Origin of the sequence: Nonomuraea sp. NPDC049421, assembly GCF_040677005.1 — a bacterium.
Taxonomy (GTDB): domain Bacteria; phylum Actinomycetota; class Actinomycetes; order Streptosporangiales; family Streptosporangiaceae; genus Nonomuraea; species Nonomuraea salmonea.
The window spans coordinates 85,094-108,611 of sequence record NZ_JBFAQA010000001.1 but is presented as its reverse complement, the minus strand read 5'-3'; the positions used below and the strand labels follow the sequence as shown (position 1 = coordinate 108,611).

Sequence of the window (23,518 nt, the reverse complement as noted above, 5' to 3'; positions counted from 1 at the left end):
TCAGGTCTCCGGCCTGGCGCAGCGGAAGCCGGTGAAGATCTGCCGGCGGATCGGGTAGTCCCAGTTCCTGAACGTGGTCCGCACCGCCGCCGGGTCGGCCGCCCACGAGCCGCCGCGCAGCACCCGGTACTCCTCGCCGAAGAACACCTCGCTGTACTCCTTGTACGGAAAACTGCGGAACCCCGGGTAGCCGTTGAACCAGGACCCGGTCCACTCCCACACATCGCCCACCATCTGCTCCACCCCGTACGCCGAGGCCCCGCCCGGGTAGGCGCCGAGCGGCGCGGGGTGGGAGGCGCGGTGGCCGAGGTTCGCGAGGGCGGGCGTGGGCTCGGTCTCGCCCCACGGGTAGCGGCGTGAGCGCCGCCGCTCCGGGTCCCACCCGCACGCCTTCTCCCACTCCGCCTCGGTGGGCAGCCGCTTGCCCGCCCAGCGGGCGTAGGCGTCGGCCTCGTACCAGCAGACGTGCTGGACGGGCTCGTCCATGGGGAGCGGCTCGGTGCGGCCGAAGCGGTTGCGGTACCAGGTGCCGCCGTCCCTGGTCCAGAAGAGCGGCCCGGTGGCGCCGCTGGTCTGCCGCCAGTGCCAGCCCTCCGGGGTCCACCAGCGGGGGTCGTCGTAGCCGCCGTCCTCGATGAAGTCGGCGTACGCGCGGTTTCCGACGGGCAGCCGGTCGATCCAGTAGCCGGGCAGGTCCACCCAGGTGGCGGGGCGCTCGTTGTCGTAGGCCCAGGGGAGCGTGTCGGTGCCCATGAGGAACGGCCCGGCCGGGACGTGCACCTCGTCGGGCCCGCCCGCGCGTCCCTTGGGCAGCTCGCCGTCCTGGACGAGGCCGGGCTGCCCGGACAGCTGCAGGGTGGCCAGCATGGTCTCGTCGTGCTGGTGCTCGTGCTGGATGACCAGGCCGAAGACGAAGCCGTCGCGGTTGAGCGGGCTGGGGTCGTCCAGGTCGATGGCGTCCAGCACGTCGAGCACGCGCCCGCGCACGCCCTCGATGTAGCGGCGGGCCTCGGCGGGGCCCAGGAAGGGCAGGCTCGGGCGGTCCTTGCGCGGGGTCTTGAACGCGTCGTAGATGTCGTCGATCTCGGGGCGCAGCGGCGTGATGCCGCCGGCGGCCCGCAGCACCCACAGCTCCTCGTAGTTGCCCACGTGCGCGAGGTCCCAGACGAGCGGCGACATCAGCGGGGAGTGCTGGCGGACGAGCAGGTCGTCGTCGGCCTCGGTGTAGGCGAGCGAGCGGTCGCGGACCGCGAGGAGTTGCGCGGCGATGCGTTCCTTGGCGTCGGTCATAGCAGTCCTTCGAGGGTCAGGTCGGCCGCCGGCGAGCGGCCGGTCGTCACGTGCCGGTCGGCGAACGCGGCCACGGCGCCGGCCAGGGCGGCGTCCGCGCCGAGCCGGGGCAGGGCCTCCAGCGCGGCCCTGAAGCAGGTCTCGGCGGCCCGGCCGATGCGCGGGTCCGCCAGCCCGCACCGCGCCGCCGCCTGCCACGCCTGCCGGTGCGGCTCCACGGCGGCCATCGCGGTGTCGGCCGCCCTGTCGTCGGTGACGAGCGCGTACGTCACCGACGCGCACACCGGCCAGGCCGACGGGTGCTGCGCGTCGAGGTAGCGGATCTCCAGCCAGCCCCGGGGGCGTACCGGGGGGAAGACGGTGGTGGCGTGGTAGGCGAGGTCCTCGGCCGTGGGGCGGCGGGGGCCGGCGCCGGCCAGCCAGTCGCGGAACGTGGAGCCGTCGCGGATCGTGCGGTAGTGGTCGTCGTCCTCGCGTACCAGCATGAGTCGGGCGTCGAGCAGGTATTCCGCCCAGTCGGCCGCGGGGTCGCCGGTCCTGGGGACGGGTGCGGTCCTGGTGGGGTCGAGGTTGTCCCAGACCGCCTGGCGGCCGGACATCCAGCCGCTGGGCCGTCCGTCGCTCAGCGGCGAGTTGGCGAAGGCGGCGAGCAGCATCGGGCCGAGCGCGTGGGCACGCTCCCAGCGAGCGGCGGGGCGGTCCCCCAGGTCCAGGTTGACCTGGATGGAGGCAGTCGAGCACATCATCAGCGCCCCGTACGGGCGGCCGAGGAACTCCGCCATGGCGTCGTACCTGGGGAGCGTGAGCTGGCGGCGAGCGGGGCGCACCGGGTCGAGCCCGACCCCGGCCAGCGCCAGCCCTTCGGCGTCGAGGGCGTCGCGGACCGCCGCCACGTCGGCGGCCAGCGCGGTCAGCATCAGCGGGAGCGACCCCGCGGGCCCGGACAGCTCGAGCTGGCCGCCGGGTTCGAACGTCACCTTGCTCCCGCCCGGCAGCCGCGCCGGCAGGGCCCGCTCGACCCTGGACACCGGCACCTGCCCCGTGACGTCCGTACGGTCGAAGACCAGGAACTCGAGCTCCACGCCCACGCGGTCACCCGCCGATGGACGGAAGCTGTTGCGCGCGAAGTCGGCCACCTCTGAGGCGTCCCGCAACGGTGCGCTCTCGGCCGTGACACCGATCATCGTCCTCCCCTCGCCGGTCAGTACGGAGCTACAGATCCGCGAGGCGCGAGAACGTTACGCACAAATCGGGGTGTAACGGATAAAGCGGGCCGAGAACTAGGTCACATGGGCATGAAGCGACGGCGAGGAGGAGGAACGCGGACGTGCGAGCACGTGCTCGCCTCGCTGACCGACTACTTGGAAGGGGCGCTCCCACCGGCCCGGCACCGCGCCGTGATGCGGCACCTGAACGCCTGCCCCGGCTGCGCGCGCCGGCTCGACCAGCTGCGCGCCACGATCGCCGCGCTCGGCTGCCTGCGCGCCGGCGCGCTCACCCCGGCCGTGCTCGCCGCCCTGCACGCCGGATTCGCTCCGCGAGCGCGAACGAACCCCCGCTAGACGCCGCGGCGCTCGCGGAAGGCGACCATGAGGCGGTCGCGGACCCCGGCCGACAGCTTCTCCGGCGGCTGGTCGCCGAGCGCTCTGATGGTGGCGCGGAACTGCTCGAAGTAGCGCTCGCACCACTCGCACCCGGCCAGATGGGCCTTGATGCCGTCACGGGCGAGCCGATCGAGGGCCCCGTCAAGGTAGGCGGTGAGGAGTTCCGCCAGCTCGTCGCAGGTGAACCGCTTCACGACGTGGACCGCCCTTGTCATTGAGATGAACCGCTTCACTTCATTGTCGCCGCTCTTCGCGCCAGATGGGACAGGCGACGTCATTCCGGTTGCTTGACCGAGTCGTAGTAGTCGGCCAGCCAGCCGCGTACGGCCGTGCGGGCGCGATGCAGCAGCACCCGCTGGTTGGCCGCGGAGATCTCCAGAATCTCGCAGACCTCGTCGGAGGTGCACCCCTCGACGTCGCGCAACGTGATGACCACCCGCTGCCGCGGCGGCAGCCGCGCCAGGGCCTCCGCGATCAGCGTGCGCACCTCGGCGGCCAGCGCCTCGCCCTCGGGCGTCGGCCACCAGCCCGGCTCGCCCCAGCCGCCGGGCAGCGGCCCGGGCCCGAACGCCCCAGGCTCGTAGGGCTCGCCGTCGGCCCCGAACGTGCTCCACGGCAGCGTGCGGCTCTCCCGCACCCCGCGCTTCTTCGCGGTGTTGACGAGGATGCGGTAGACCCACGTCTTGATCGACGACCGCTGCTCGAACTTGTCGATGCCGTCGATGACGGCCAGCCACGTGTCCTGGACGACCTCCTCCGCCGAGTGGTCGGTGGACACATAGGACCTGGCGACCCGGAGCATGCCCCGTGACCAGGTGTCGAGCAGCACCGCGAACATCGCCTCGTCGCCGGCGCGCAGGGCCGTGACGACGACCTCGTCAGGTGGCAGCCCTCCGCCTGCGCATGACCCCACGATCGCTTCCCCTCCGGTCGGACGCCGGGACGCCCCGGACCCCCGTGCCGCCCCTCCGCGAAACGGCGCAGCCCAGGGTAGCCTCCCCCACTGACGTTTCCCCCGAGCGCCCGGCTCTAGCCCTGCCGGTGCGTATCGTCGAGGAGAGTGGGGACAGGAGCGGTGAGCGGTGAGGAGAATCCCATGCGACGGCGGTCGGAGCGATTGCTCTACGCGGCGAACGGGGTCGGCCTCGGGGTCGCCGACGTCGAGCTGAGCGGTGGTGAGCGCGTCGAGCGGCCCTTCATCAGGACGCCGCAGGCGGCCGGCGCGGTCGTCTTCCACGACGGGCGGGTGCTGCTGCTGTGGCGGCGCAGCCCCATCACCGACACCCGCGGCTGGGAGATCCCGCTCGGCGACGTCGGCCCGGGCGAGGAGCCGGAGGAGGCGGCGGCCCGCCACGTCGAGGAGCAGACGGGCTGGCGGCCCGGCCCCCTGGTGCCGCTGATCCGCACCAGGCCGGCCGGCGACGTCGCCGACTGTGAGCACGTCGTATTCGCCGCCCACCAGGCCACCGAGCTGCCCGGCGGCCCGGAGAAGGGCGACGACGAGGAGCGCGAGCGGGCCGAGTGGGTGCCGATGCTGCGCGTGCAGGGGCTCATCGAGGAGCAGGCCATCACCTCCGCCACCACCTCGGCGGCCCTGCTGCACTTCCTCGCCGGCCTCCTCCAGGCCCGCGCCGCCCACTGAGCGGCGATCAACCGCCCACTATGCGTGCCGCTCGGCCTCTTCGAGCGGTTCCGGCGCGCGCCGCCGTTCTCGGCGGTTGGCGAGCAGGCTGGTCGCGGTGACCGTGGCCAGGACGCAGACGATGACGCCGAGCGAGAGCGGCGTCGGGATGTCCGGCACGCCGGGCCAGACGCCGTGCGCCCAGTGCAGGATCAGCTTGACCCCGATGAAGGCCAGGATGACGGCCAGCCCGTGGTTGAGGTGGCGCAGCTTGGCCAGCACGCCCTGCAGCACGAAGTACAGCGCGCGCAGGCCGAGCAGGGCGAACGCGTTGGTGGCGAACACCAGGAAAGGGTCCTCGGTGACGCCGTACACCGCGGGCACCGAGTCCACGGCGAAGACGATGTCGGTGGCCAGGATGGCGACCGCGGCCAGCGCGAGCGGGGTCAGCGCCATGCGCCCCTTCTCCCGGACGACCAGGCGCGAGCCCCGGTAGTCGGCGGTGACGGGGACGAACCGGCGTACCAGCCGGACCGTGCGCATGGAGGAGATGTCCACCTCCTGCTGCTCCCCCGCCATCACGTCCTTGACGATCTTGCCGGCGGTCAGGATGAGGATCCCGCCGAACAGCAGGAACGCCCACGTGCCGCTCTGCAGCGCGGCGGCGCCGAGCCCGATGAAGATCGCGCGCAGGACGAGGGCGCCGACGATGCCGTACAGCAGCACCTGCCTGGCCAGCCCGGACGGCACCGCGAAGGCGGCCAGCAGCAGCATGAACACGAACAGGTTGTCGACCGACAGCGACTTCTCCACCACGAACCCGGTGAAGAACTCCACCGCCACGCCGCCCCCGTGATCGGCCCACAGGTAGAAGCCGAAGAGCACGGGCAGCAGCAGGTAGAACACCGACCAGCCGGCCGCCGCGCGCACGCTCTCCTCGCGCGGCCTTCGGGTCAGCAGGAGATCGAGCGCCAGCAGCAGCACCAGGGCCGCCACCGTGATCGACCATAGGGCCGGTGAGGCGATGGTGCGCAGCTCGACGGCATGCGAGAACAACCCCGCGGACATGGGAAACCTCCCTCGAACGTACTTCTCCCGTTCGAGGTCTCCTTCACCCTGGGGGTGGCCGCCCGGGGACGCGCGGACGTCCGTACTGACCGGGCCGGCTCTTGCGAAGTACTCCCCTCGCCGCGTTCAGCGTAGATGAGATCAGGACCCCGGGCCACCCCCGGCCCCGGTGCACTTGACGCGGCAAATGAACGACTTTTTAAATTCGTTCATGGGACGCATCCCCGGAGTGACCGCCGCCGAGACCCGTGAGCGCCTGCTGCGCGCCGCCGCCGACGCCTTCGCCGAGCGCGGCTACGACGGCACCCGCGTGGCCGACATCTCCGCCGCGGCCGGCGTGAGCAACGGCGCCCTGTACGCCCACTTCGGCTCGAAGGCCGACCTGATGGTGGCCGCGCTGCGCGCGCACGGGCGGCGCATGCTGGCCGGGCTGTTCGCCGCCGACCCCGACAGGTCGGCCACCGACCTGCTGCTCGCCCTGGGACGCGGACTGCCGCGCCGCCGCGACGCGCAGGGCAACCTCATCGTGGAGGCGCTGGTCGCCGCCCGCAGGGACGACGACGTGGCCGCCTCGATGCGCGACTACCTCGGCGAGCGGGCGGGCTGGATCGCCGACCTCGTACGCGTGGCGCAGGCCGACGGCGAGATCGACCCCGGCGTCTCCGCCGACGCGTTCGCCCACTTCTGCACCCTGCTCGCGATGGGCAGCGCGCTCGTCACCTCCGACCTGCATCCCGTGGACGACGAGGAGTGGACGGCGCTGCTCGTCCGCATCATCGCCGCCCTCGCACCGACCGGCTCCACCGACCCGACACCACAGACGGAGGCCACCCCGTGAAACTGCACATCGACCCGGAGCGCTGCCAGGGCCACGGCCGCTGCTACGACCTCGCGCCCGAGCTGTTCGGCGAGGACGGCGAGGGCTACGGCACGGTGCTCGGCGACGGCCTGGTGGCGCCGGGGCAGGAGCGGGCGGCCCGCCTGGCCGTCTCCAACTGCCCCGAGCACGCCATCGACACCGGTGAGGGATCCTGACGATGACCGTGGACGACCGCTTCACGGCGGGCCCGCAGGAGGCGTCCGAGGTGCCGGAGGGCACGCGGAGCGAGATCGTCACCGGCCCGGTCGCCGACTGGGCGACCGACTTCTCCCACCTGGAGCCCGAGTGGGCGGCCGACCCGTACCCGATCCTGGACGACCTGCGCGAGCGCTGCCCGATCGCCCGCACGGAGCGGTTCGGCGGCGGCTGGCTGCCGACCCGTTACGCGGACGTGGCCGCCGTCGCCTACGACACCGAGCGGTTCTCCTCGCGCGCGATCATCATGGGCAACATCCGGCCGCCGCGCGAGCTGGCCCCGATGGGCGACTCGCCGCCGATCTCGTCCGACCCGCCGTTCCACCACCACGCGAGGAAGCTGCTGCTGCCGGCGTTCACCAAGTCGGCGGTGGCCCGGCGGGAGGCCGCGACGCGCGCCTACTGCCACGCGCTCGTGGACACCCTGGAGGGCCTGCCGGTCGTGGACGCCGCCCGCGACTACGCCCAGCACATCCCGGTCCGGGTGATCGCCGACATGCTGGGTTTCCCGCCCGAGGACGGGCCCCGGTTCCGGCGCTTCATCGAGAACGTGCTCGAAGGCGTCAACAAGCCGGCCGAGGAGCGTACGGCGGCCCTGGACGAACTCTACGACTACCTGCTCGACCAGATCCGCGACCACGTCGACCACCCGCGCGACGACCTGACCACCTACCTGGTGAACGCCGAGCTGGGCGGGCAGAAGCTGGAGGCCGCGCACGTCGCCGGCACGATGGCGCTGCTGCTCATCGCGGGCATCGACACGACGTGGAGCGCGATCGGCGCCTCGCTGTGGCACCTCGCGAGGACGCCGGCCGACCGCGAGCGGCTGGTCGCCGAGCCCGCGCTGCTGCCGACCGCGATGGAGGAGCTCCTGCGGGCGTACGCGCCGGTCACCATGGCCAGGCTGGTCAAGGAGGACATGACCTGGAACGGCGTGCGCATGCGGGCCGACGACTGGGTGCTGCTGTCGTTCCCCTCGGGCAACCGCGACCCGGCCCAGTTCGAGCGGGCCGGCGAGGTGGTCATCGACCGCGAGGCGAACCGGCACGCCGCCTTCGGCCTCGGCATCCACCGCTGCGTCGGCTCCCACCTGGCCCGCATGGAGCTGCGGGTCGCGCTGGAGGTGTGGCTGGCCCGCATCCCGTCGTTCGAACTGGCCGACCCGGCAGCGGTGACGTGGTCCACCGGCCAGGTACGCGGCCCCCGCACACTCCCACTCCGCCTGGGCGGTGGCTAGCGCGCGGTCGCGGCCGTGGAGGCGCGGGCCATCAGGTCGGGCTGGAAGATGACCTGGCGGTGCTCGTGCTCGCCCGGCCGGTTGGCCTCCTCCAGCAGCAGCATGGCGGCCGTGCGGCCGATCTGCTCGCGCGGCTGGCGGACGGACGACAGCGGCACTGCGGCCGCCGCGGCGAAGTCGATGTCGTCGTAGCCGATGATCGCCAGGTCGTCGGGGACCTTCAGCCCGCGCAGCGTCATCTCCTGCAGGACGCCGATCGCGACCAGGTCGTTGGCGCAGAACACCGCCGTGGGCCGGTCGGCGGGCGGCCGGGCGGCGATCTCCTGGCCGACCGTGCGGCCGGTGGCGACCGTCAGGTCGGGCAGCGGGATCTCGGTGAGCGTGTCGCCGGGGCCGAGCGCGGCGGCCAGCCCGTCGCGCCGCTCCCGCACCTGGCGGACGGTGAACGGGCCGCCGGCGAAGGCGATGTGGCGATGGCCTGCCGCGCGTAAGTGGTTGCCCGCCAGGCGCCCGCCGAGCACGTCATCCACGGCGACGGAGCAGCCGTTGCCGTGGCCGGCCGAGCTGTCGAAGCGCACCACGGGGATGCCGCGCGCGACGAGCCTGCCCAGCCGCTCCTCCTCGCGGCTGTCGTTGACCGGCGTGATCAGCACGCCGAGCGGCCGCTGCTCCTCGAACGTGTCGAGCAGCCCCGCCTCCCTGGAGGCGTCCTTGTTGCTGTTGAACACCATGACCGTGAGGTCGGACTGCTGGGCCGCGGTCTCGACGCCGCGCAGGACGTCGATGAAGAACGGGTTGCCGAGGTCGAGCGCGACCACCCCGATGGTGCGGCTGCGGCCGGCGCGGAGCTGGCGGGCCGAGCCGTTGCGGACGTAGCCGAGCCGCTCGATGGCCGCCTGCACCCGGCGCCTGGTGTCGGGGGCGACCAGGTCGGGCCGGTTGAGCACGTTGCTCACGGTGCCTACGGACACCCCGGCGAGCCGGGCGACCTCTTTGATGCTCGACATCGTTCCTCGTGTCCCGTGAGCGGCGCGACCTGAACCGCGACCTGAACGACGTGTCCGGGCCGGTGCGGATCGTTCCAGGTCGCGAGCCCGTCGTCGGTGCGATCATAGCGCAGCACCTCGGAACGCCCCCTGGGTCGTTCGTCCCGCTTGACCGCGATCATCTTTCGTGCCTAGATCGAGAAACCCGTTCGTCCCCCCACCCCCCGGAGGACACTGATGGCACGAACGCGTACGCCGTGCTGAGCGAGCGGCCCGGTCCGGCCGGTGCGCGGCGGCGGCGGGTGCTGGGCGTCTCGGCGTTGCTGGCAGGCGTGCTGCAGCTGGCGGTGGCCGGGGTGCTGATCGGCGTCCCGGGCAGCTCGCCGACGCTCGATCCGCTGACGTTCCCGTACGAGGAGGACGCGCGCGGCGGGCGCCCGCTGTCCGCCCTCAGCCCCCGCCCGATCGCCACCCCGACCAGCGCCCCCAGCGGCGCCCCCAGCGGCGCCCCGAGCGACGGCCAGAGCGGCGCCCCGACGAGCGCCCCGACCGGCAGCCCGACCGGCAGCCCGACAAGCGGCCCGCGTATCGGCGCGATCACGTCGGGGCCCTCCTCCCCCGCCACCACCGCACCGAAGCCGTCCACGCGGGACGGCGGCTCCGCCCGGCCGCGGTCGCGCGAGGGCGAGGCGGTGCCGCCGCGTGCGGCCCGTACGTCGCCCCGCGAGGTCTCGGTGCTGGCCCCAGAGACGCCGCCCCTGGTCGCCGGCCGCCGCCCGCCCAGGACTCCGCGCCCGTGGCGCACCCAAGCCCCGTCCGGCCTGGTCCAGGGCCACCAGCCGGCACCGGCCGCCGGCAGGTAGACCGGGACTCCGCACGCGGCCTTGACAGTGCGCCATCACTACGCCGACAACCAGATCTGGCTGTACGTCGTCGGCACCGACCAGGCCATCGGCACCCAGGTCTTCGCCCGGGCAGTTCGTCTTCGACAAGGGCATCCGCTCGTTCGCCAGGCCGAGCACCCGCGACGTGTCCTACTGCAACGGCGCCCTGCACTCCGAGGGGAACTCGGGGCCGATCGCGGCGATCCCCGGGGCCGCGTTCAACCGCACGACCCTGCTCAGCAACCCCGACCAGCCGGTCACCGACCGGTCGCAGTACTACCGCAACTCGCTCACCAACCACTACGCCCGCGTCCTGCACGCCAACACCCGCAGCGGCAAGGCGTACGGCTACCCCTACGACGACGTGGCCGACGGCTCCACCTACATCGAGGACACCGCGCCCACAGCGATCAGGCTCCGGCTGACGCCCTTCAACGACGCTGCCTGAGGGCGGTTCGCGGGGCGGCGATAGATTCGCTCCTTGGAGTTTGACCTAAGGAGCCCCCCGTGACCGTTCCCCATGTCGATGCCGTCCATCCGGCCTGGCTGCCCCCCGAGGCGTTCCGTGCGCTCGGCGCGCGCCGCGTGCTCGTGCTCGCCGACGCCTCGGAGGTCGCGCGGACCGTCCGGGCCGAGGTGGCGGACGCCTGCGAGCGGCACGGCGGTGCCGTGGCCACGCCGGGCGAGCCGTACGACCTCGTGCTCGCGCTGACCTCCGACGGCTCGCTGCCCGCGGCCGCGCAGGCGGTCAAGGGCCCCGAGCTGGGCTCTGAGGGCTTCCTGCTGGCCCGCTCCGGCGGCGTGACGGTGGTGCTGGCGGATCAGCCGGCGGGCCTGCTGTACGGGTTCTTCGCGGTGGTCAGGCTGGGCGAGGCGGCGTTCGAGGGCGACCGCCCGGCCGAGACGCACCGGCCCGCCCTGGCCAGGCGCATGCTCGACCACTGGGACAACATCGACGTGCACCCCGTGATGGGCCAGGTGGAGCGCGGCTACTCCGGCGGCTCGATCTTCTGGCGGGACGGCGTCCTGCGCGAGGACCTGACCCGGGTCCGCGCCTACGCCCGGCTGCTGGCGGCCACCGGCGTCAACGCGGTCGCGGTCAACAACGTCAACGTGCACGCCACCGAGGCCCGCCTGCTGACCGACCGGCTCGGCGAGGTGGCCGCGCTGGCGGCGGAGTTCCGCGCGTACGGCATCCGCGTGCACCTGTCGGTCAGCTTCGCCTCCCCCATCGTGCTCGGCGGCCTGGAGACGGCCAACCCGGTGGAGGAGGACGTGCGCGCGTGGTGGGCGCGGACGACCGAGCGGGTCTACGAGACGATCCCCGACTTCGGCGGCTACGTGGTCAAGGCCGACTCGGAGGGCCAGCCGGGGCCGTTCGCGTACGGGCGTGACCACGCCGACGGCGCGAACGTGCTGGCCGACGCCCTCGCCCCGCACGGCGGCGTGGTGCACTGGCGGGCGTTCGTCTACGACCACCGCCAGGACTGGCGCGACCGCAGGACCGACCGCGCCCGCGCCGCCCACGACCACTTCTCGCCGCTCGACGGCCGGTTCAGGGACAACGCGATCCTCCAGGTGAAGTACGGCCCGATCGACTTCCAGACGCGCGAGCCGATCTCCCCGGTGATCGCCGCCATGCCGGCCACGAAGCTCGCGGTGGAGCTGCAGGTGACGCAGGAGTACACCGGCCAGCAGCGGCACGTCTGCTATCTCGCGCCGATGTGGAGCGAGGTGCTCGGGTTCCGCTTCTGGGGTCCCGGCGAGCGGGCGGTGGCGGACGTGGCGACGAGCGGCGGGCTCGTCGCGGTGTCGAACGTGGGCGACGACCCCTACTGGACGGGACACCCGCTGGCCCAGGCCAACCTGTACGCCTTCGGCCGCCTGGCCTGGAGTCCCGGCCTCGGCCCCGCGGCGATCCTGGACGAGTGGATCGGGCTCACGTTCCCCGAGGGCGGCGAGGGGCTGCGGGAGACGCTGCACGGCATGATGGACGGCTCGTGGCAGACGTACGAGCGCTACACCGCGCCGCTGGGCGTCGGCTTCATGGTCAGGCCCGGCCACCACTACGGCCCCGACGTGGACGGCTACGAGTACACGCCGTGGGGCACCTACCACTTCGCCGACCGCGACGGCGTCGGCGTCGACCGCACCAAGGCGACCGGCACCGGCTACACCGGCCAGTACCCGGCGCCGTGGTCGCAGGTGTACGAGTCACTCGCGGAGTGCCCCGACGAACTGCTGCTCTTCTTCCACCACGTGCCGTACGAGCACGTGCTGCAGAGCGGCACCACGGTCATCCAGCACATCTACGACACCCACTTCGCCGGCGCCGAGGAGGCCGCCGAGATCAGGGCGCTGTGGGCGAAGCTGGAGGGCGACGACGTGGTGGATCCCGCGCTGTACGCCCGCGTACGCGAGCGGCTCGACGAGCAGGTGCGCTCGGCGGAGGAGTGGCGCGACCAGATCAACACCTACTTCTTCCGCAAGTCGGGCGTGCCCGACGCGCACGGCAGGACGATCCACTAGGTCCGGGCCACTAGGTCCGGGCCACTAGGTCCGGGCCACTAGGTCCGGGCCACTAGGTCCGGGCCACTAGGTCCGGGTGAAGCGCTGCCGCACCTCGGTGATCATGGCGCGGCTGTTCCACAGGAGCGTCGCGGTGAGCACCGAGGCCAGCAGCGCCAGCACCGCCTCCGACGCGACCAGCACGACGCCGCCCGCCACGATGAGCAGGCAGGCGTTGGCGAGGGTGGCGGCGGGGAAGCGGCCAAGCGCGTACGCCGCGAGCTTGGCGACGTCCACCGCCCTGAAGGCGAACAGCGAGGTGATGACCAGCGCGTTGGCCACCCACAGCGTGCCGCCGGCGGCGAGCACGATCAGCAGGGCGCCCCACCAGCCGGGCACCCCCGCGGCGGCGAAGTTGGCCAGGTTGGTGCCGGCCAGGGCCAGCACGAGCAGCCACGGCACCCAGATCTTGAGCGCGGCGCCGAAGTTGAGCCTGTAGCCGCGCCAGAACGCGGTGGCCGGGCTCAGCTCGGTGAGGTCGCCGCTGCGGTGGCGCAGGGCGTAGAGGGCGGCCGAGAGCGCGGGGCCCGCGGGCAGCAGGCAGGCCGCCATCAGCGGGACGTTACTGGCGTCGCGGTCGAGCAGCACCAGCGCCACCAGTCCTGGGACGGCGGTGAGCAGGACGAGCAGCTCGACGATCAGCAGCGTGTAGATCAGCGCGGAGCCGCGCGACAGCGGGCCGGTGCCGAACTTCCGCGAGGTCGTCAGGTCGCTCATCGCGTGTGCTCCTCCGAGGTGTGACTTTCCCGGAGGATACCGATCCGTCCGGTTATGGGCGCGTGGGCGGCCGGGTATGAGCGCGCGGGTCACCGGCCCGTCCGGGGGCGGGCGCGGGGGTGGCCGGCCCGTCCGGGGGCGGGCGCGGGGGTGGCCGGCCCGTCCGGGGGCGGGCGCGGGGGTGGCCGGGCCGTCCGGGGGCGGGCGCGGGGGTGGCCGGGCCGTCCTGGTGCGGTGGGGACGGCCCGGCCACGCGGGGAGGTCAGCTGCCGTGCTCCTTCTTGAACCGCTCGTACGCGCCGTTGACCAGGGTGACGTACTGGGTGGCGCCCTTGCCCTCGACCTCCTTGACGTAGGCGTCCCACTCGCTGAGGTCGCGCTGGCCGAGGATGAACTTGAGCGTGTTCTGGGTGACGTGGTCCTTCAGCGGCGTCTCCCACAGGGAGGCCTGCTCGCGCTCCTCCTCGGTGAGCGGCGCGGGGGGCTCGACCGGCCAGGGCTTCCTGGCGTTCATCACGTTCTGGAACTCGATCTCCTCATCCGAGAACGTGGACTGCAGGAGCTGGGTGGCGCCGCCGTAGGCGAAGACGCCGTTGCCGAAGCCGAAGTCCTTCTGCAGGTGCTTGGGCGCGCCGGCGTTGAGCCCGACATAGTCGACGTCCTCGGCGAGCTTGTACTTGCCGGACTCCTTGGTGAAGGTGACGCCCTCGACGCCCCACTTGGCGAACTCCTGGCCGGCGTCGGAGTACCAGAGCCAGTCGATGAACTGCATCATGGCGACGAAGTTCTTGTTCTCCACGGCCTTCTTGGAGATCATGATGCCGTTCTCCAGCCGGGTGGCGATCTTGTACTCGCCGATGGGGCCGACCGGGACCGGGATCTTGACGATCTTCGCGTCGGGGATGTTCTCGATCAGCGGGCCACGGTAGTCGTTGATGAGCGACTGCGCGTTGGTGCTGATCACGAACGACTTGCCGGAGACGAACTTCTGCTTGGCCGCGTCGTCCTGCTGGGTGAAGCTCTCGGGGTCGAGCAGCTTCTCCTTGACCAGCTTGTTCAGGTACTCGATCGTCTGCTTGTAGCCCGGCATGACGCCGGTGTAGACGAACTTGCCCTGCGCCTGGTCGAACGTGGCGTGCTGGTACTCCCAGCCGCCCTTGCTGCCGTACGCCTGGGCGATCAGCTTGATCAGGTTGCCGCCCGGCGTCGGCACGCCCCACCGGTCCGTCATCGGGTAGAGGTCGGGGTACTCCGCCTTCATGGCTTTGAGCATGTTGTAGAAGTCGTCGAGCGTCTTCGGGACCTCGAGCTTGAGCTTCTCCAGGATGTCGGTGCGCACCGCGAAGGAGTAGTCGGCCCAGGCCGCCTCGTGCAGGCCGGGCAGCAGGTAGATGCGGCCGTCCGACTGCATGATCGAGTTGAGCTCCGGCTGGAGCTGCCACTTGGCGACCTTGTCCTGGAAGTTCGGCATGAGGTCGAAGTACTCGCTGACCGGCAGGATCGCGCCGGAGGAGACGAACGCCTCCTCCTGCGGGTGGTACGTCTTCGGGATGATCAGCGGGGCGTCGCCGGCGCCGATGATCAGGCTGCGCTTCTTCTCGTAGTCGCTGAGCGGCACGGTCGTCGGCTGGACGGTGACGTTCGTGCGCTTGGTGAGCTCCTGCCAGAACAGCCAGTCGTTCTTGAGCGGGTAGAACGGATGGTTGTTGTAGAGCATGCTGAACGACACCGGTTCGGTGGCCTTGAACTGCTGGCCGACGGCGAAGCCCGCCATCGAGCCCGCCTTGTTGGCCGCCGTTTCCGCGCCCTTCGCCGGGGTCTCGCTGTCGCTGCCGCAGGCCGTCAGGGCGAGGGAGGCGAAGGCACCGAGACCGATGATCGCCTGACGCCGCGAGATGTCGCGCATGGGGGGGAATCCTTTCCCGTGATTCTGCTGGGTAGAGGGGGCGGGCACGTCAGCCCTTGACCGCGCCGAGCATGACGCCGGAGACGAAGTACCGCTGGACGAACGGGTAGATCAGGAGGATGGGCAGGACGGTGAGCACGATCGTCACCGCCTGGATGTTGGCCGCCGCCTGGGTCACCTCGGTCGCGGCGGCGCCGTAGGAGTCGGCGCCGGTCGCGCCGGCGATGAGGTTGCGCAGGTAGACGGTGACCGGGAACAGCTCGGACTCGTTCATGTAGAGGAACGCGGGGAACCAGGAGTTCCAGAACGAGACCGCGTAGAACAGGATCATCGTGGCGAGCACCGCCTTCGACAGCGGCAGCACGATCTTCCACAGGATGCCGTACGTGTTCAGGCCGTCGATCGCGGCGGCCTCCTCCAGGTCCTGGGGCAGGTTCTCGAAGAACGCCTTCATGACCAGGAGGTTGAACACGCTGATCGCGTTGGGCAGCACGATGGCCCAGATCGAGTTCTTCATGCCGAGGCTGGTGATCAGCACGTAGTTGGGGATCAGGCCGCCGGTGAAGAACATGGTGAAGACCGCGACGCCGATGAGGAACGTCCGGCCCTTGAGGTGTTTCTTGGACAGCACGTACGCGTAACAGGTGGTCATCACGATCGCGATGAACGTCGCGACGACCGTGTAGACGATCGTGTTGCGGTAGTTCGTCCAGAACATCGGGTCAGAGGCGACGATCTTGTACGTCGTCAGGTTGAACCCCTTGGGCAGCAGGTTCACCTCGCCCGCGCTGATCGCGCTCTGGCTGCTGAACGAGCGCGCCAGGATGTTGACGAACGGATAGAGCGTCACGATCACGACGACGGTCAGGATGAGAGCGTTGAACCACTGGAAGACGCGGTAGCCCCGGGTCAGGTCGTGCGTAGTCACCACAGGCTCGTCCCAACTGTGCGACGGGAGATCACATTGGCCGAGAGGATCAGCACCAGGCCGACCAGCGCCTCGAACAGGCCGATCGCCGCCGCGTAACTGAAGTTGCTGGCCTCGAGGCCCATCCGGTACAGGTACGTCGAGATGACGTCGGCCGTCGGATAGGTCAGCGGGTTGTAGAGCAGGAAGACCTTCTCGAAGCCCACCGCCATGAACGTGCCGATGTTGAGGATCAGCAGCGTGACCGCCGTGGGCCGGATGCCGGGCAGCGTCACGTGCCAGATCTGCCGCATGCGGCCGGCGCCGTCGATCCTGGCCGCCTCGTAGAGCTGGTCGTCGATGGTGGTCAGCGCGGCGAGGTAGAGGATCGTGCCCCACCCGACCGTCTGCCAGACCTCCGAGCCGACGTAGATCGTCCTGAACCAGTCGGGGTCCTGCATGAAGGAGACCTTCTCGCTGCCCACGAAGTCGAGGAAGGCGTTGATCGGCCCGTCCAGCGCGGTGATCTGCATGACCAGACCGGCCACGATCACCATCGACAGGAAGTGCGGCAGGTATGTCACCGACTGCAGGAACCGCTTCAGCGTGCGCCGCCTGACCTCGTTGAGCAGCAGCGCCAGCACGATCGGCAGCGGGAAGCAGAAGATCAGCGTCAGCGCGCCGAGGACGAGGGTGTTGGTGAAGACGTTCCAGAACGTGGGGTCGTTCAGGAACAGCTTCACGTAGCGCAGGCCCACCCACTCCTCGCCGAAGATGCTGCCGCCCGGCTCGAACTTCCTGAACGCGATGACATTGCCGATCATCGGCGCGTACCGGAAGATCAGGAAGAACAGCAGGGGCAGGATCGCCAGCGTGTAGAGCTGCCAGTCGCGCCGCAGCGCCCGCCGCCACGAGCCGTTCTTCTCGCGGCGGCGGCGGCCCGATGCGGGTTTCGCCTTGGCCGGCTGCGGCCTGGCCGGACTCAGCGTGTCGGGTGTGCTCATCCTCGGCCCTCCGGGGGGTTGCGATCGATCTGCGCCGGCGCCTGGAGCCGGCGGCCGTGGCCGATGTCGCGTACGTCGCCGGTGAGGCGCAGCGGCAGGGTCGCCACGGTCTCGGCGCACGAGCGGCCGAGCCGCAGCTCGACGTCGCCCGGCTCGACGATGCGCCGGCCGTGCGTCCCGGTGAAGGACGTCACGTCGGCCGGCACGGTGAAGCTCACCCGCGCGCTCTCCCCCGCCTCCAGCGGGACGCGCGCGTAACCGATCAGGCGGACCACGGGCCTGGTGGTCTGCGCCACGGGGTCGTGCAGGTAGAGCTGGACGACCTCGGCGCCGGCCCGGTCGCCGCTGTTGCGCACGGTGACCTCGACCTGCACCTCGCCGTCCACCGGCCAGTCCGTGACGCCGCCGGCGACGCGGGCCTCGCTCCACTCGTACGTGGTGTAGCCCAGGCCGTGGCCGAACGGGTAGGCGGGCGTCGGGTCCACCGACGACACCTGGGTGCGGCGGCCGAGCGGCGGCGCGAGGTAGGTGGCGGGCAGCCCGCCCGCGTCGCGCGGCACACTGACCGGCAGGCGGCCGGTCGGGTTCACCGCGCCGGTCAGCACCTCGGCCAGCGCCTGGCCGCCGCGCTGGCCGGGGAAGAAGCCGAACAGCACGGCCTTGGCCGCGTCCGTCTCCTCACCCAGCGCGTACGGGCGGCCCGCGAGCAGCACCAGCACGACCGGCGTACCGGTGGCCAGCACCGCCTGGACCAGCTCCGCCTGCACGCCGGGCAGCCGCAGGTCGGTGGCGTCGCAGCCCTCGCCCGACGTGCCGCGCCCGAACAGCCCGGCCCGGTCGCCGACCGCCACCACGCACACGTCGCTGTCCTCGGCCAGCGCCACCGCCTCGGCGATGCCGGAGGTGTCGGCGCCGCTGATGTCGCAGCCGGGGGCGTAGGCGAGATCGGGCACCAGCCCGGCGAGCGCCTCGCGCAGGGACGGGATCTCCAGGCCCAGCCCGTGCTCGGGGTGCGGGCCGACGTGCGCGGGGAAGGCGTAGCAGCCGAGCATCGCCATCGGATCGTCGGCCACCGGCCCGACCAGCGCCACCCGCTGCCCCGCGGCCTGTCCGGCCTGCCCCGCCGCCTGTCCGGCCTGGCCCGCCGCTTGCTCGGTTTGCCCTGCTCGCAGGGGCAGGACGGCGTCGTCATTGCGCAGCAGCACGATCGCCTCGCGCGCCAGCCGCAGCGCCAGCTCCTGGCTCTCCTCGTCGTCCAGCCGCACCTCGTCGGCCGGGCCGGGCAGCGGCTGCCAGTCAGGGTCGAGCAGGCCGAGCTCCGCCTTCTGCGTCAGCACGCGGCGCAGCGCCCGGTCGATCAGCGCCTCGTCCACGGCGCCCGCCTTGACCGCGTCCACCAGCGGGGCGCCGAACGTGTCCACCGTCGGCAGCTCCACGTCGATGCCCGCCCGCAGCGCGAGCCCCGCCGCCTGCCCGCCGTCGGCGGCCACGCCGTGCAGCCGCTCAAGGAACCGGACGGCGAAGTAGTCGGCGACCACCGTGCCGTCGAAGCCCCACTCGTCCCGCAGCAGCCCGGTGAGCAGGCTCTCGTCGGCCGCGACCGGGACGCCGTCGATCTCGGCGTACGAGTTCATCACCGAACGCGCCCCGCCGAGCCGCAGCGCCATCTCGAACGGCGGCAGCACCACGTCCCCCAGCTCCCTGGCGCCCATCGGGACCGGCGCGAGGTTCCTGCCTCCCCTGGAGGCGGAGTAGCCGGCGAAGTGCTTGAGCGTGGCCACCAGGCCGGCGCCCTCCAGGCCGCGGACGTAGGCGGCGCCGACCGTACCCACCAGGTACGGGTCCTCGCCGATCGTCTCCTCGGTGCGTCCCCAGCGGTAGTCCCTGGTCACGTCCACCACCGGCGCGAGGCCCTGGTGGATGCCCGCCGCGCGCATCGAGCGGCCGATCCTGGCCGCCACCTGCTCGACCAGCTCGGGGTCGAACGAGGCGCCCCAGCTCAGCGGCGCCGGGTAGACCGTCGCCCGCCACGCCGCGAAGCCCGTCAGGCACTCCTCGTGGACCTGCGCCGGGATGCCGAACCTGCTGGCCCGCACGATCTCCTGCTGCGAGGCCGCCAGCGAGCGCGCGCCCGCCACCGGGTCCACCGGCGCGGTGCCGAACGGCCTGGTCAGCTGGCCCAGGCCCTGCCTGATGGCGTCGGGCCACTCGGGGCCGCCGCCCATGTCGGTCTGGTGCGGGGCGACGCCGCCCCCCGAGGCGTCGGCGCCGACCCACACCCCGACGAGCTGGGCCACCTTCTCTTCCAGCGTCATCAGAGGGATGAGGGCCTCGGCCCGCTGGGCGGGGGTCAACCGCGTGTCCCGCCACCGCTCGCGCTCGCCGGGCTCCGCCGAGCGCGTGTCATCTGGTTCGTGGCCCCTCATGCCGTCCCTTCGCCCATGCCCTTGTGCCGGCGCCGTCCCGCGAGCGCTAGCGGGGGGGGTGTTACGCGAGAGTGACGCCGAAAGTTTCAAGCAGTTCCGGTTAATATTGCGGCAACATAAGGGGGCTAGTTGAATCGTGTCAAGAGTGCCGCCAACTGCTGCGTTGCCGGTCCAGCCGGTTATCGCGCCTGACGAGCTCCGGGCGTCGCGACGGCTTCATCCGGCAACAAGTTGCCCGAAACTTTCGGAAAGGCAAAGGGAGCGAAGGGCACCTCGCTAGGGGCGATCCCGCGCGACCACGGCCCCACTCCTGACCGCCCGTTTTGACAGAAAGGTTACAACCACCCCTCTTATCCGTCAGCGCCCCTCACCGCCCAGCCGCTCCCTCCCTGACGCCGGCCTTTCAGGCTCCGGGAAAACCCGCCCTCCGTGTTCTTGGCGGCGACGTCCTTCGCGGTGGTGGCGTTCTACGCGATGGGGCGTCCTAAGCGGTGGGAGCGTCCTTCCCGATGGAGGCGCTCTTCGCAGTGGCGGCCCAGTGCGGGGATTTTGCGCGGGCCGCGACGGCGGCAGCTTGGCGGACGTGCTCCTCGGCCAGATCCGGCCGGTCCAGCGCGGCGGCCAGGTGACCGAGGTAGAGCGCCACCGGCCCCAGGGTGACCAGCCCGCTGCCTGCTCCGGCCAGTTCATCCCGGGCTGGGAGCAGGCGGTCGTACAGGTCTTGGAGGTGGTCGGTCACGCCGGTCGCGAGCGCCGCCGTGGCGTGCAGGCAGGTCCTGAGCTCGTACAGCAGGTCGCGCGGCGACTCGGGCACCGCCCGCACGGCCTCGCGAGCCTGCTCGGAACGACCCTCCGCCAGCAGCACCAACGGCCGCACCCACTCCTCGTACGGCCCCCACTCCAGACCGCCCTGGGCGGGACCCGGTCGAGCGGGGATGGGCGGGGCTTGACCGGGCTTGACTGACCCGGCATCGATGACGTCCAGCGTCAACAGGGCCAGAGGCAGCAGACCTTGCTCGACGCCGGGCATGCTCGTGCCATCGAGACGGCCGGCGGCCGCCCGGTAGGCAGCGCGGGCCGCGTCCCTGTCGCCGGACGTGATGGCCAGGCGAAGCGCGGCGTACCAGGTGGTGAAAACGCCGACGAGCGGCAGGTCGTACTGTTCCGCCAGCCGATCAGCGGCAGCGGCGTGCCGGTCGGCGGCGGCAAGATCCGCCATCCCCGCCCTGGCCTGGAGCAAAATGAGATGCCCCAGCACCGCAAACGTCACCATGCCCTCCCCCACCCCGGCACCCGCGCACTCCGCCACACCGGCGCCCCCGCGCGTGGCCGGGGCCGTGGCGTTTGCTGGGGCTGTGGCGTTTGCTGGGGCTGCGGCGGCGAGGGTCAGGAGTTCCTCGCCGATCGCGGCTCGTTCCGGTGCCAGGCCGGCTCGGTGGAAGGTCTGGAGAGCGCGGCCGTTGAGGGCGTAGGCCAGCAGTGTGCGGTCACCGAGCCGCCGCGCGATGCTCTCCGCCTCCCGGGCTGCCTGGTCGGCGCGGCGGGCGGGGTCGGCGCGGCGTTCCATGGCGATGGTGATGAGCAGGCGGGCGCGCTCGGCCGCATACCGCCCCAGGGACGCGGGCGTGGTGTCGTCGGGGAGGGCGGCGAGGGTGCGTTCGGCGGCGGCGACCAGGCGTTCCGACAGGGCCGGGTCGTCGTTGGTGGTCCAGTTGGCCGGCACGTCGAACGAGCCGATGACGGTGGCCGTCAGCAGCGGGTCGCCGAGCGCTTCCGCCGCGTCCACCGCCTCGGCCCGCAACCGGCGCGACTCCTGCAACCGCCCGGTCACCGCCAGCGCCCGCCCGAGCCCCATCACGGCAGCCAGCCGCTCCTCAAGCAGCGTCCCCTCCGCCCCATCAGGGTGAGGCGCGACCACCGTCCCGCCGTCCGAGACCGGGCCACCAGAGGATGCCACCTCCTCGCACCCGGACGGACGAGCGAGCCCCGAACCGCCGGCCACGTCGAGGGCCGCACGATCCGGGCGCGTGCGGTCGGCAGCATCCCGGTCGGTGACGGCTGGAGCCGAGGGCGTGTGGCCCGCATCAGGCCGGCCGGGGACGGCTGGGGTGGCGTGGGAAGGGGTGGGAAGGGGTGGGTGTCTTCGTGATGGCGCGGTCGAGGGCGGTGAGGGTGGCGTGCCAGAGGCGGGCGGCCTCGTGGGGGGCGGAGCGGCGTTCGGCGCGTTCGGCCGCCGCGCGGGCGTAGCGGGCGGTACGGAGGTCGCCGGCCCGGCCCTCGGAGCGCACGCAGTGGTGGGCGATGGTCTCCACGTCGCCGGGACGCGTCCGCTCCACGATGCCGGCCACGGCGGCGTGCCAGCGGGCGCGGCGGGCACGGGCGACGTCGTCGTACAGGGTCTCCTGGACGAGCGCGTGCGCGAACCTGAGCCGGTCGGCGTCGCGCTCGACGAGGAAACCCGCGAGCAGGGCCGACTCGACCGCGTCCAGGACGGCGTCCTCGTTCCCGGCCAGCTCCGTCAGCACGTCCAGATCGACCTCCTGGCCGATGACGGCGGCCTGGCGCAGGTGCGTACGCGCCGCACCGGGCAGCCCGGCCAGCCGGTGCCGGATGACGTCCCGTACCCCGGCGGGCACGGTGTGCAGGGCGGCGTCGCCGTCGCTCTCCCACAGGCGAGTCAGCTCGCGGACGAAGAACGGGTTTCCGGCGCTGCGCCCGTGGATCGTCCTGACGTGGGCGTCGGCCGGGTCGCGGGTGGCCAGGGCGCTCACCAGCTCGCGTACCTCGGACTCGGTCAGCCCGCCCAGGTACAGTCGCACCGGCTCGGCCCGCGCCGCCCTGCCCAGGGCCTCGGTGAGGGGGACGGTGAGATCGGTGGAGCGGTACGTGCCGACGATCAGAACGGGTGCGCGCCCGAGTCCGGTCGCCAGCCTGGCGAACACGGCCAGCGTCTCCTCGTCCGCCTCGTGCAGATCGTCGAACACCAGCAACACCGGCGCCTCATGCGCAGCGACCACCACCGTCTGGAGGGTCTCGCTGGTGGGCCGGGCCGTGTGCCAGCCGGTTACTTGGAGGCGGCGGGCCAAGGTGTCCACCAGGGCGGTCTTGCCCGCGCCTGCCGCACCCGAGATCAGGACGAGTCGCGAGCGGCCGGATGCGGTGACGGATGCGGCCGCGCGTTCCAGCTCGGCCAGTTCCGCGTGCCGGCCCACGAAGGGGTGCTGCGCCACCGCGAAGTGCGCCGCGGCCAGGCCCGTCGCTTGAGCTTCCGGTGCCGCCGTCTTCCCCGCCGCGAGGTGCGCCGGTGGCAGAGCCGTCACTTCGGCCTCTGGCGCCGGTGTCTCCGTCGTCGGTGTCTTTCGGGACGTGTGCTCCGCTCGTTCAGGAGGGCCGGTGGGTCTCTTCGCCGGGGGCGGGGTGAGGTGGGGGGCTTGGGAGAGGATGTCGGATTCGAGGGTGCGGAGGGGCTCCCCCGGGTCCACGCCCAGGTCCGTCAGCAAAGTGTTTCTCGCGCGGCGCAGCGTTCCCAGGGCGTCGCCCTGGCGGCCTGTCGCGTACAGGCTGCGGGCCAGCAGGTGCCAGCCGTCCTCGCGGAGGGGGTGGGCGGCGACGTGGGCTTCCAGGTCGGCGACACATTCGGCGGCCTGCCCGGCGGCCAGGCCGGCCTCGGCGCGGCGTTCCACGGCGAGCAGGCGGAGCTCGTCCAGGCGGGCGGCCTCGCCCCGCGCCCAGTCCTGGTCGGCGAACTCCGCGTACGCGGGCCCGCGCCACAACTTCAGGGCCGCGTCGAGCAGCCGGTACGCCTCGTCGGCCGGGCGGCTTGCGGCGTCGGTGAGCGCGGACTCGAAGCGCCAGGCGTCCACCGCGTCCGGCTCGGCGCGCAGGGCGTAACCCGGAGGTGAGGTGACCAGGAGGCGGGACGGCGTGCGGGGCGGGCGATCCGGTTCGAGTGCCTTCCTGAGTGCCCCGACGAACGTCTGCACGGCCCCCACCGCGCCCTGCCCCGGCTCCTCCCACAGGTCGCCGACCAGCCACGACACCGGTACGATCCGTCCCCTGGCGACCAGCAGCCGGGCCAGGACCGCCCGGTGACGCGGCCCCTTGAGCGGGATCGGGCCGCGCTCGCCGGCGGCCGTCAATGGGCCGAGCACACCGAAACTCACCATGGCGCCACCCAACCTATGCGCCCTTAGAACCCGACCGGGACCGCTTCCCCCTCGACCGG

21 protein-coding genes are annotated in these 23,518 nt (G+C 72.2%); 8 read left to right on the top strand and 13 right to left on the bottom strand.

The window, feature by feature from the left end; all coding sequences use genetic code 11:
* Together egtB and egtA are read right to left on the bottom strand one after the other, a co-directional pair.
* Positions 1-1,290, bottom strand: coding sequence for an ergothioneine biosynthesis protein EgtB (egtB, locus tag AB0K18_RS00425; protein WP_364907733.1), 1,290 nt, complete (start codon positions 1,288-1,290; stop codon positions 1-3).
* The gene (gene egtA / locus AB0K18_RS00420) at positions 1,287-2,474 is read right to left on the bottom strand and encodes an ergothioneine biosynthesis glutamate--cysteine ligase EgtA (RefSeq protein WP_364907730.1); all 1,188 of its coding nucleotides are present in this window, start codon (positions 2,472-2,474) and stop codon (positions 1,287-1,289) included. The genes egtB and egtA overlap by 4 nt, the downstream gene beginning before the upstream one ends.
* 111 nt (positions 2,475-2,585) lie before the next feature.
* Between egtA and AB0K18_RS00415 the strand changes: the two genes are divergently transcribed.
* Complete coding sequence (locus tag AB0K18_RS00415) at positions 2,586-2,852, top strand: zf-HC2 domain-containing protein (RefSeq protein ID WP_364907727.1); 267 nt, start codon at positions 2,586-2,588, stop codon at positions 2,850-2,852.
* On the opposite strand, the gene AB0K18_RS00410 is transcribed toward AB0K18_RS00415, so the two are convergent.
* Positions 2,849-3,088, bottom strand: a complete 240-nt coding sequence (locus AB0K18_RS00410; RefSeq protein WP_345400157.1) for a zf-HC2 domain-containing protein — start codon at positions 3,086-3,088, stop codon at positions 2,849-2,851. The genes AB0K18_RS00415 and AB0K18_RS00410 overlap by 4 nt on opposite strands.
* A gap of 80 nt (positions 3,089-3,168) precedes the next feature.
* Positions 3,169-3,807 carry a sigma-70 family RNA polymerase sigma factor gene (locus tag AB0K18_RS00405; RefSeq protein WP_364907724.1) on the bottom strand — a complete coding sequence of 213 codons (639 nt, stop codon included), beginning with the start codon at positions 3,805-3,807 and terminating at the stop codon, positions 3,169-3,171.
* Between the two features lie 183 nt (positions 3,808-3,990).
* Between AB0K18_RS00405 and AB0K18_RS00400 the strand changes: the two genes are divergently transcribed.
* A complete protein-coding gene (locus AB0K18_RS00400) occupies positions 3,991-4,536 on the top strand; it encodes an NUDIX domain-containing protein (RefSeq protein ID WP_364907722.1) in 546 nt (181 codons plus the stop codon).
* Between the two features lie 18 nt (positions 4,537-4,554).
* Here AB0K18_RS00400 and AB0K18_RS00395 read toward each other — a convergent pair whose 3' ends face one another.
* Complete coding sequence (locus AB0K18_RS00395; RefSeq protein WP_364907719.1) at positions 4,555-5,583, bottom strand: TerC/Alx family metal homeostasis membrane protein; 1,029 nt, start codon at positions 5,581-5,583, stop codon at positions 4,555-4,557.
* 211 nt (positions 5,584-5,794) lie between these two features.
* On the opposite strand from AB0K18_RS00395, the gene AB0K18_RS00390 reads away from it, so the two are divergent.
* The 3 genes from AB0K18_RS00390 to AB0K18_RS00380 are packed head-to-tail and all read left to right on the top strand — an operon-like array spanning position 5,795 to position 7,895.
* Positions 5,795-6,421: a TetR/AcrR family transcriptional regulator gene (locus AB0K18_RS00390; RefSeq protein ID WP_364558958.1), complete on the top strand. Its 627-nt coding sequence runs from the start codon at positions 5,795-5,797 to the stop codon at positions 6,419-6,421.
* Entirely contained in the window at positions 6,418-6,618 is a 201-nt protein-coding gene (locus tag AB0K18_RS00385; RefSeq protein ID WP_364558955.1) for a ferredoxin, read from the top strand. Before AB0K18_RS00390 ends, AB0K18_RS00385 begins: the two co-directional genes overlap by 4 nt.
* Before the next feature lie 2 nt (positions 6,619-6,620).
* The gene (locus AB0K18_RS00380) at positions 6,621-7,895 is read left to right on the top strand and encodes a cytochrome P450 (RefSeq protein WP_364907716.1); all 1,275 of its coding nucleotides are present in this window, start codon (positions 6,621-6,623) and stop codon (positions 7,893-7,895) included.
* Here the strand turns inward: AB0K18_RS00380 and AB0K18_RS00375 are convergent.
* Positions 7,892-8,902, bottom strand: a complete 1,011-nt coding sequence (locus AB0K18_RS00375) for a LacI family DNA-binding transcriptional regulator (RefSeq protein ID WP_364907714.1) — start codon at positions 8,900-8,902, stop codon at positions 7,892-7,894. The two genes, AB0K18_RS00380 and AB0K18_RS00375, sit on opposite strands and share 4 nt — an antisense overlap.
* Before the next feature lie 236 nt (positions 8,903-9,138).
* Here AB0K18_RS00375 and AB0K18_RS00370 point away from each other — a divergent pair, with 236 nt between their 5' ends.
* Genes AB0K18_RS00370 through AB0K18_RS00360 form a run of 3 tightly spaced genes read left to right on the top strand, consistent with a single transcriptional unit; the run spans position 9,139 to position 12,294 of the window.
* A complete protein-coding gene (locus tag AB0K18_RS00370; RefSeq protein WP_364907711.1) occupies positions 9,139-9,744 on the top strand; it encodes a hypothetical protein in 606 nt (201 codons plus the stop codon).
* A 34-nt stretch (positions 9,745-9,778) separates the two neighbouring features.
* Complete coding sequence (locus AB0K18_RS00365; protein ID WP_364909146.1) at positions 9,779-10,213, top strand: beta-1,3-glucanase family protein; 435 nt, start codon at positions 9,779-9,781, stop codon at positions 10,211-10,213.
* A gap of 59 nt (positions 10,214-10,272) precedes the next feature.
* Positions 10,273-12,294, top strand: a complete 2,022-nt coding sequence (locus AB0K18_RS00360) for an alpha-glucuronidase (protein ID WP_364907708.1) — start codon at positions 10,273-10,275, stop codon at positions 12,292-12,294.
* Positions 12,295-12,360: 66 nt separating this feature from the next.
* Here the strand turns inward: AB0K18_RS00360 and AB0K18_RS00355 are convergent, their stop codons facing one another.
* The 7 genes from AB0K18_RS00355 to AB0K18_RS00325 all read right to left on the bottom strand — a co-directional run bounded on the left by AB0K18_RS00355 (position 12,361) and on the right by AB0K18_RS00325 (position 23,459).
* Positions 12,361-13,050, bottom strand: a complete 690-nt coding sequence (locus tag AB0K18_RS00355; RefSeq protein ID WP_364907706.1) for a DUF624 domain-containing protein — start codon at positions 13,048-13,050, stop codon at positions 12,361-12,363.
* Positions 13,051-13,312: 262 nt separating this feature from the next.
* Complete coding sequence (locus AB0K18_RS00350) at positions 13,313-14,956, bottom strand: extracellular solute-binding protein (protein ID WP_364907703.1); 1,644 nt, start codon at positions 14,954-14,956, stop codon at positions 13,313-13,315.
* A gap of 49 nt (positions 14,957-15,005) precedes the next feature.
* Positions 15,006-15,884, bottom strand: coding sequence for a carbohydrate ABC transporter permease (locus AB0K18_RS00345; RefSeq protein WP_364907700.1), 879 nt, complete (start codon positions 15,882-15,884; stop codon positions 15,006-15,008).
* Positions 15,881-16,867, bottom strand: a complete 987-nt coding sequence (locus tag AB0K18_RS00340) for an ABC transporter permease subunit (RefSeq protein WP_364907697.1) — start codon at positions 16,865-16,867, stop codon at positions 15,881-15,883. Before AB0K18_RS00340 ends, AB0K18_RS00345 begins: the two co-directional genes overlap by 4 nt.
* Positions 16,864-19,293 carry a glycoside hydrolase family 3 N-terminal domain-containing protein gene (locus AB0K18_RS00335; RefSeq protein WP_364907694.1) on the bottom strand — a complete coding sequence of 810 codons (2,430 nt, stop codon included), beginning with the start codon at positions 19,291-19,293 and terminating at the stop codon, positions 16,864-16,866. The genes AB0K18_RS00340 and AB0K18_RS00335 overlap by 4 nt, the downstream gene beginning before the upstream one ends.
* 484 nt (positions 19,294-19,777) lie before the next feature.
* On the bottom strand, positions 19,778-21,250 hold the full coding sequence (locus AB0K18_RS00330) for a hypothetical protein (RefSeq protein WP_364907692.1): 1,473 nt from the start codon (positions 21,248-21,250) through the stop codon (positions 19,778-19,780).
* A gap of 127 nt (positions 21,251-21,377) precedes the next feature.
* On the bottom strand, positions 21,378-23,459 hold the full coding sequence (locus tag AB0K18_RS00325) for a BTAD domain-containing putative transcriptional regulator (protein WP_364907689.1): 2,082 nt from the start codon (positions 23,457-23,459) through the stop codon (positions 21,378-21,380).
* Positions 23,460-23,518 lie beyond the last annotated feature (59 nt).

Excerpts from the sequence above, each read along its gene's own strand:
- egtB (WP_364907733.1), bottom strand. The coding sequence starts at position 1,290 with ATGACCGACGCCAAGGAACGCATCGCCGCGCAACTCCTCGCGGTCCGC.
- egtA (WP_364907730.1), bottom strand. The coding sequence starts at position 2,474 with ATGATCGGTGTCACGGCCGAGAGCGCACCGTTGCGGGACGCCTCAGAG.
- AB0K18_RS00415 (WP_364907727.1), top strand. The coding sequence starts at position 2,586 with ATGAAGCGACGGCGAGGAGGAGGAACGCGGACGTGCGAGCACGTGCTC.
- AB0K18_RS00400 (WP_364907722.1), top strand. The coding sequence starts at position 3,991 with ATGCGACGGCGGTCGGAGCGATTGCTCTACGCGGCGAACGGGGTCGGC.
- AB0K18_RS00395 (WP_364907719.1), bottom strand. The coding sequence starts at position 5,583 with ATGTCCGCGGGGTTGTTCTCGCATGCCGTCGAGCTGCGCACCATCGCC.
- AB0K18_RS00390 (WP_364558958.1), top strand. The coding sequence starts at position 5,795 with ATGGGACGCATCCCCGGAGTGACCGCCGCCGAGACCCGTGAGCGCCTG.
- AB0K18_RS00380 (WP_364907716.1), top strand. The coding sequence starts at position 6,621 with ATGACCGTGGACGACCGCTTCACGGCGGGCCCGCAGGAGGCGTCCGAG.
- AB0K18_RS00375 (WP_364907714.1), bottom strand. The coding sequence starts at position 8,902 with ATGTCGAGCATCAAAGAGGTCGCCCGGCTCGCCGGGGTGTCCGTAGGC.
- AB0K18_RS00355 (WP_364907706.1), bottom strand. The coding sequence starts at position 13,050 with ATGAGCGACCTGACGACCTCGCGGAAGTTCGGCACCGGCCCGCTGTCG.
- AB0K18_RS00350 (WP_364907703.1), bottom strand. The coding sequence starts at position 14,956 with ATGCGCGACATCTCGCGGCGTCAGGCGATCATCGGTCTCGGTGCCTTC.
- AB0K18_RS00340 (WP_364907697.1), bottom strand. The coding sequence starts at position 16,867 with ATGAGCACACCCGACACGCTGAGTCCGGCCAGGCCGCAGCCGGCCAAG.
- AB0K18_RS00335 (WP_364907694.1), bottom strand. The coding sequence starts at position 19,293 with ATGAGGGGCCACGAACCAGATGACACGCGCTCGGCGGAGCCCGGCGAG.
- AB0K18_RS00325 (WP_364907689.1), bottom strand. The coding sequence starts at position 23,459 with ATGGTGAGTTTCGGTGTGCTCGGCCCATTGACGGCCGCCGGCGAGCGC.